Annotated in this window: 8 protein-coding genes; 2 read left to right on the forward strand and 6 right to left on the reverse strand. The window is 58.9% G+C overall.

Annotated elements, in window-relative coordinates:
• From BEP01S_RS16390 to BEP01S_RS16400, 4 genes are all read right to left on the reverse strand, one after another.
• The coding region (locus BEP01S_RS16390; protein WP_034056494.1) for a GNAT family N-acetyltransferase at positions 1-488 on the reverse strand (488 nt) is incomplete at its 3' end.
• A gap of 127 nt (positions 489-615) precedes the next feature.
• A complete protein-coding gene (sul1, locus tag BEP01S_RS16395) occupies positions 616-1,455 on the reverse strand; it encodes a sulfonamide-resistant dihydropteroate synthase Sul1 (protein ID WP_000259031.1) in 840 nt (279 codons plus the stop codon).
• Positions 1,449-1,796 carry a quaternary ammonium compound efflux SMR transporter QacE delta 1 gene (locus BEP01S_RS16680; RefSeq protein ID WP_000679427.1) on the reverse strand — a complete coding sequence of 116 codons (348 nt, stop codon included), beginning with the start codon at positions 1,794-1,796 and terminating at the stop codon, positions 1,449-1,451. The genes sul1 and BEP01S_RS16680 overlap by 7 nt, the downstream gene beginning before the upstream one ends.
• 163 nt (positions 1,797-1,959) lie before the next feature.
• Positions 1,960-2,751 (reverse strand): ANT(3'')-Ia family aminoglycoside nucleotidyltransferase AadA2, encoded by a 792-nt coding sequence (locus BEP01S_RS16400; protein WP_001261740.1) that lies wholly within the window; start codon positions 2,749-2,751, stop codon positions 1,960-1,962.
• A 145-nt stretch (positions 2,752-2,896) separates the two neighbouring features.
• On the opposite strand from BEP01S_RS16400, the gene intI1 reads away from it, so the two are divergent.
• Together intI1 and BEP01S_RS16410 are read left to right on the forward strand one after the other, a co-directional pair.
• Entirely contained in the window at positions 2,897-3,910 is a 1,014-nt protein-coding gene (gene intI1, locus BEP01S_RS16405; RefSeq protein WP_000845048.1) for a class 1 integron integrase IntI1, read from the forward strand.
• A 349-nt stretch (positions 3,911-4,259) separates the two neighbouring features.
• Positions 4,260-4,892, forward strand: a complete 633-nt coding sequence (locus tag BEP01S_RS16410; protein ID WP_036299198.1) for a recombinase family protein — start codon at positions 4,260-4,262, stop codon at positions 4,890-4,892.
• Here BEP01S_RS16410 and BEP01S_RS16885 read toward each other — a convergent pair.
• Positions 4,875-5,057: a hypothetical protein gene (locus BEP01S_RS16885; protein WP_157070603.1), complete on the reverse strand. Its 183-nt coding sequence runs from the start codon at positions 5,055-5,057 to the stop codon at positions 4,875-4,877. The genes BEP01S_RS16410 and BEP01S_RS16885 overlap by 18 nt on opposite strands.
• Positions 5,058-5,166: 109 nt before the next feature.
• Positions 5,167-5,931, reverse strand: a complete 765-nt coding sequence (locus BEP01S_RS16415) for an IS6-like element IS6100 family transposase (protein WP_001389365.1) — start codon at positions 5,929-5,931, stop codon at positions 5,167-5,169.
• Between the last annotated feature and the right edge of the window lie 522 nt (positions 5,932-6,453).

A 6,453-nucleotide genomic window follows, 5' to 3' on the forward strand; every position in this document is an offset into this window, starting at 1 on the left:
TCTAGGCGTTCTGCGATGAAGGTTGGATCCCAGCCGGGATTGAAAGTGTCGACGTGGGTGAATCCGAGCCGCTCGTATAGGCCACGCAGGTTCGGGTGGCAGTCGAGCCGCAGCTTGGCGCACCCCTGCGTTCGCGCGGCATGGCGGCAAGCCTCGATCAGCGCGGAGCTGACACCCCGGCCCGCATGTGTCCGTCGCACCGCGAGCTTGTGCAGATATGCGGCCTCCCCCTTGAGGGCGTCGGGCCAGAACTCGGGATCCTCGGCCGACAAGGTGCAACAGCCGACGATGCCGTCGCTGCAACTCGCGACTAGGAGCTCGGATCTCAGGACGAAGGTCTCCGCGAATGTCCGGTCGATCCGCGCGACGTCCCAGGCGGGCGTTCCCTTGGCGGACATCCACGCCGCAGCGTCGTGCATCAGCCGCACAACCTCGTCGATATCACCCGAGCAGGCGACCCGAACGTTCGGAGGCTCCTCGCTGTCCATTCGCTCCCCTGGCGCGGTATGAACCGCCGCCTCATAGTGCAGTTTGATCCTGACGAGCCCAGCATGTCTGCGCCCACCTTCGCGGAACCTGACCAGGGTCCGCTAGCGGGCGGCCGGAAGGTGAATGCTAGGCATGATCTAACCCTCGGTCTCTGGCGTCGCGACTGCGAAATTTCGCGAGGGTTTCCGAGAAGGTGATTGCGCTTCGCAGATCTCCAGGCGCGTGGGTGCGGACGTAGTCAGCGCCATTGCCGATCGCGTGAAGTTCCGCCGCAAGGCTCGCTGGACCCAGATCCTTTACAGGAAGGCCAACGGTGGCGCCCAAGAAGGATTTCCGCGACACCGAGACCAATAGCGGAAGCCCCAACGCCGACTTCAGCTTTTGAAGGTTCGACAGCACGTGCAGCGATGTTTCCGGTGCGGGGCTCAAGAAAAATCCCATCCCCGGATCGAGGATGAGCCGGTCGGCAGCGACCCCGCTCCGTCGCAAGGCGGAAACCCGCGCCTCGAAGAACCGCACAATCTCGTCGAGCGCGTCTTCGGGTCGAAGGTGACCGGTGCGGGTGGCGATGCCATCCCGCTGCGCTGAGTGCATAACCACCAGCCTGCAGTCCGCCTCAGCAATATCGGGATAGAGCGCAGGGTCAGGAAATCCTTGGATATCGTTCAGGTAGCCCACGCCGCGCTTGAGCGCATAGCGCTGGGTTTCCGGTTGGAAGCTGTCGATTGAAACACGGTGCATCTGATCGGACAGGGCGTCTAAGAGCGGCGCAATACGTCTGATCTCATCGGCCGGCGATACAGGCCTCGCGTCCGGATGGCTGGCGGCCGGTCCGACATCCACGACGTCTGATCCGACTCGCAGCATTTCGATCGCCGCGGTGACAGCGCCGGCGGGGTCTAGCCGCCGGCTCTCATCGAAGAAGGAGTCCTCGGTGAGATTCAGAATGCCGAACACCGTCACCATGGCGTCGGCCTCCGCAGCGACTTCCACGATGGGGATCGGGCGAGCAAAAAGGCAGCAATTATGAGCCCCATACCTACAAAGCCCCACGCATCAAGCTTTTGCCCATGAAGCAACCAGGCAATGGCTGTAATTATGACGACGCCGAGTCCCGACCAGACTGCATAAGCAACACCGACAGGGATGGATTTCAGAACCAGAGAAAGAAAATAAAATGCGATGCCATAACCGATTATGACAACGGCGGAAGGGGCAAGCTTAGTAAAGCCCTCGCTAGATTTTAATGCGGATGTTGCGATTACTTCGCCAACTATTGCGATAACAAGAAAAAGCCAGCCTTTCATGATATATCTCCCAATTTGTGTAGGGCTTATTATGCACGCTTAAAAATAATAAAAGCAGACTTGACCTGATAGTTTGGCTGTGAGCAATTATGTGCTTAGTGCATCTAACGCCGGAGTTAAGCCGCCGCGCGTAGCGCGGTCGGCTTGAACGAATTGTTAGACATCATTTACCAACTGACTTGATGATCTCGCCTTTCACAAAGCGAATAAATTCTTCCAAGTGATCTGCGCGTGAGGCCAAGTGATCTTCTTTTTGTCCCAGATAAGCTTGCTTAGCTTCAAGTAAGACGGGCTGATACTGGGCAGGTAGGCGTTTTATTGCCCAGTCGGCAGCGACATCCTTCGGCGCGATTTTGCCGGTTATTGCGCTGTACCAAATGCGGGACAACGTAAGCACTACATTTCGCTCATCGCCGGCCCAGTCGGGCTGCGAGTTCCATAGCTTCAAGGTTTCCCTCAGCGCCTCGAATAGATCCTGTTCAGGAACCGGGTCAAAGAATTCCTCCGCTGCCGGACCTACCAAGGCAACGCTATGTTCTCTTGCTTTTGTAAGCAGGATAGCTAGATCAATGTCGATCATGGCTGGCTCGAAGATACCCGCAAGAATGTCATTGCGCTGCCATTCTCCAAATTGCAGCTCGCGCTTAGCCGGATAACGCCACGGGATGATGTCGTCATGCACGACAAGGGTGACTTCTATAGCGCGGAGCGTCTCGCTCTCGCCAGGGAAAGCCGAAGCCTCCATAAGGTCATTGAGCAATGCTCGCCGCGTCGTTTCATCAAGCTTTACGGCCACAGTAACCAACAAATCAATATCGCTGTATGGCTTCAGGCCGCCATCCACTGCGGAGCCGTACAAATGCACGGCCAGCAACGTTGATTCCAGATGGCGCTCAATGACGCTTAGCACCTCTGATAGTTGGTTCGAAATTTCGATGGTCACCGCTACCCTCATGATGTCTAACTTTGTTTTAGGGCGACTGCCCTGCTGCGTAACATCGTTGCTGCTCCATAACATCAAACATCGACCCACGGCGTAACGCGCTTGCTGCTTGGATGCCCGAGGCATAGACTGTACAAAAAAACAGTCATAACAAGCCATGAAAACCGCCACTGCGCCGTTACCACCGCTGCGTTCGGTCAAGGTTCTGGACCAGTTGCGTGAGCGCATACGCTACTTGCATTACAGTTTACGAACCGAACAGGCTTATGTCCACTGGGTTCGTGCCTTCATCCGTTTCCACGGTGTGCGTCACCCGGCAACCTTGGGCAGCAGCGAAGTCGAGGCATTTCTGTCCTGGCTGGCGAACGAGCGCAAGGTTTCGGTCTCCACGCATCGTCAGGCATTGGCGGCCTTGCTGTTCTTCTACGGCAAGGTGCTGTGCACGGATCTGCCCTGGCTTCAGGAGATCGGAAGACCTCGGCCGTCGCGGCGCTTGCCGGTGGTGCTGACCCCGGATGAAGTGGTTCGCATCCTCGGTTTTCTGGAAGGCGAGCATCGTTTGTTCGCCCAGCTTCTGTATGGAACGGGCATGCGGATCAGTGAGGGTTTGCAACTGCGGGTCAAGGATCTGGATTTCGATCACGGCACGATCATCGTGCGGGAGGGCAAGGGCTCCAAGGATCGGGCCTTGATGTTACCCGAGAGCTTGGCACCCAGCCTGCGCGAGCAGCTGTCGCGTGCACGGGCATGGTGGCTGAAGGACCAGGCCGAGGGCCGCAGCGGCGTTGCGCTTCCCGACGCCCTTGAGCGGAAGTATCCGCGCGCCGGGCATTCCTGGCCGTGGTTCTGGGTTTTTGCGCAGCACACGCATTCGACCGATCCACGGAGCGGTGTCGTGCGTCGCCATCACATGTATGACCAGACCTTTCAGCGCGCCTTCAAACGTGCCGTAGAACAAGCAGGCATCACGAAGCCCGCCACACCGCACACCCTCCGCCACTCGTTCGCGACGGCCTTGCTCCGCAGCGGTTACGACATTCGAACCGTGCAGGATCTGCTCGGCCATTCCGACGTCTCTACGACGATGATTTACACGCATGTGCTGAAAGTTGGCGGTGCCGGAGTGCGCTCACCGCTTGATGCGCTGCCGCCCCTCACTAGTGAGAGGTAGGGCAGCGCAAGTCAATCCTGGCGGATTCACTACCCCTGCGCGAAGGCCATCGGTGCCGCATCGAACGGCCGGTTGCGGAAAGTCCTCCCTGCGTCCGCTGATGGCCGGCAGCAGCCCGTCGTTGCCTGATGGATCCAACCCCTCCGCTGCTATAGTGCAGTCGGCTTCTGACGTTCAGTGCAGCCGTCTTCTGAAAACGACACCGCCGGCGAGATCCACAACGAGATCCACCCGGCCCCGTTGCATGGCCCAAAACAACCTAGCCAATTTGAACCGGGAACCTTCCCTTTTTGGCTAGGCGTGAAACAATGGTCATTTTCCCTATACCCAAAATGACCAGGAGGCTCGCATGAAAGTCGCACGCATCTACCTGCGCGTGAGCACGGAGGAACAAGACCTAAGCCGGCAGGATGCCATCGTGGAGAGCACGAAGGCGGCCGGCTTTTACGTCGCCGGCATCTACCGCGAGAAAGCCAGCGGCGCACGCGCCGATCGCGCCGAGCTGCTGCGCCTGATTGCCGACCTGCAACCTGGTGAAGTCGTGGTTGCGGAGAAGATCGACCGAATCAGCCGCTTGCCGCTGGCCGAGGCCGAACGCCTGGTGGCCTCGATCCGGGCCAAGGGCGCCAGGCTAGCCGTGCCTGGTGTGGTGGATTTGACGGAGCTGGCCGCCGAGGCGAAGGGCGTGGCCAAGGTTGTTCTGGAATCCGTCCAGGACATGCTTTTGAAGCTGGCGTTGCAGATCGCACGCGATGACTACGAGGATCGGCGCGAGCGTCAGCGGCAAGGCGTGGAGCTGGCCAAGCAGGCCGGCCGCTACACCGGCCGTAAGGCCGACACACTGGCGCATGATCGGATCATTGCGCTGCGCACTGCTGGGCATAGCATCGCGGAAACGGCGAAACTGGCCAGGTGCAGCGAAAGTCAGGTCAAAAGAGTGTGGGCATTGCACAAAGCCGTGGCGTCAAAGCGTACAGGTTGATGACGCGCGGATGGTATCGGCCCAAGGCAATAATGCCGGCATCGAGCGGGGCAGGGGGGCTTGCATTGCCTGTTCGATCCAGCAGCTTGTGTAGTGCGCGGCATCACCGCTGGAACGCTTTTCAAGGAGATCGGTAATAAGTTGGTCGGCGCTGGGTTCGGTCATTCGCCAAAAGCCGACAGTAAAGCTATCTGCCAAGGCTTCACGCCATACTTGCGATGGCTCTGTTGCAAAGATTGGCGGCAGTCAGAGGTAGGCTGTCGCTCTGCGCCGATCAGGCGGCTGCTGCGAAATGGTGGTTGAGCATGCCCATGGCCTCCGTCAGCGCCGAGGGCCCAATGCCAAAAGCTCTCTCCACAAGGCGCACCTCGCCCCTGATGCCGGGCTGCAGGCACCAGGGGCGAGCCTGTCCTTTGCGCAGGGCTCGCATGACTTCGAATCCCTTGATCGTGGCATAGGCCGTGGGGATCGATTTGAAACCGCGCACCGGCTTGATCAGTATCTTGAGCTTTCCGTGATCGGCCTCGATCACGTTATTGAGATACTTCACCTGCCGGTGGGCCGTCTCCCGGTCCAGCTTTCCTTCGCGCTTCAATTCGGTGATCGCTGCACCATAGCTCGGCGCTTTGTCGGTATTGAGCGTGGCAGGCTTTTCCCAGTGCTTCAGGCCTCGCAGGGCCTTGCCCAGGAACCGCTTCGCTGCCTTGGCGCTGCGGGTCGGCGACAGGTAGAAATCGATCGTGTCGCCCCGCTTGTCGACTGCCCGGTACAGGTAGGTCCACTTGCCCCGCACCTTGACGTAGGTTTCATCCAGGCGCCAGCTCGGATCAAAGCCACGCCGCCAGAACCAGCGCAGCCGCTTCTCCATCTCCGGGGCGTAGCACTGGACCCAGCGATAGATCGTCGTATGGTCGACCGAAATGCCGCGTTCCGCCAGCATTTCCTCAAGGTCGCGATAGCTGATCGGATAGCGACAATACCAGCGCACCGCCCACAGGATCACATCACCCTGGAAATGGCGCCACTTGAAATCCGTCATCGTTCCGTCCGTCCAATCTCCGCCAAGCATGCTCAAGCTTCACGATTTTTGCAACAGAGCCCACACGAGTATTGAGCATAGTCGAGATTGGTGCAGATCACTTCTGATATTGAACTGTCAGGAGCTGGCTGCACAACAGCCATTACGCCCAATCAACTGGTGCAGTCGTCTTCTGAAAATGACATTTGGTATCTCTCATAAACGGATGTTTTTGAGAGAACTATCTTCGGCCTTCACACGCACGAAAGGCGGCGAAGCTCCGCCGTTAATCCGTCCGCCGGAGATCTCGCCCAGGCAGGCTGAAGGCCGAGCAAGCCTGACAGGCCCGAAAAGCCCGGCACGGGCGTCGGCGGCGATGACGGCGGCGGCATTATCCAGGGTTGATGATGGAAGTGGAGGATATCGACAACCTCTCGCGCAACCAAGACATCGCGGTCGGACTGCAAGTGATCTTGAAGCCACGGGCCCGTCCCACCCCGACATGGACCTCGATGCCCGAACGGACGTTAGATTTCGAGTTCT

Source organism: Brevibacterium epidermidis NBRC 14811 (genome assembly GCF_001570805.1).
Lineage (GTDB): Bacteria > Actinomycetota > Actinomycetes > Actinomycetales > Brevibacteriaceae > Brevibacterium > Brevibacterium epidermidis.

Excerpts from the sequence above, each read along its gene's own strand:
- sul1 (WP_000259031.1), bottom strand. The coding sequence starts at position 1,455 with ATGGTGACGGTGTTCGGCATTCTGAATCTCACCGAGGACTCCTTCTTC.
- BEP01S_RS16680 (WP_000679427.1), bottom strand. The coding sequence starts at position 1,796 with ATGAAAGGCTGGCTTTTTCTTGTTATCGCAATAGTTGGCGAAGTAATC.
- BEP01S_RS16400 (WP_001261740.1), bottom strand. The coding sequence starts at position 2,751 with ATGAGGGTAGCGGTGACCATCGAAATTTCGAACCAACTATCAGAGGTG.
- intI1 (WP_000845048.1), top strand. The coding sequence starts at position 2,897 with ATGAAAACCGCCACTGCGCCGTTACCACCGCTGCGTTCGGTCAAGGTT.
- BEP01S_RS16410 (WP_036299198.1), top strand. The coding sequence starts at position 4,260 with ATGAAAGTCGCACGCATCTACCTGCGCGTGAGCACGGAGGAACAAGAC.
- BEP01S_RS16885 (WP_157070603.1), bottom strand. The coding sequence starts at position 5,057 with ATGACCGAACCCAGCGCCGACCAACTTATTACCGATCTCCTTGAAAAG.
- BEP01S_RS16415 (WP_001389365.1), bottom strand. The coding sequence starts at position 5,931 with ATGACGGATTTCAAGTGGCGCCATTTCCAGGGTGATGTGATCCTGTGG.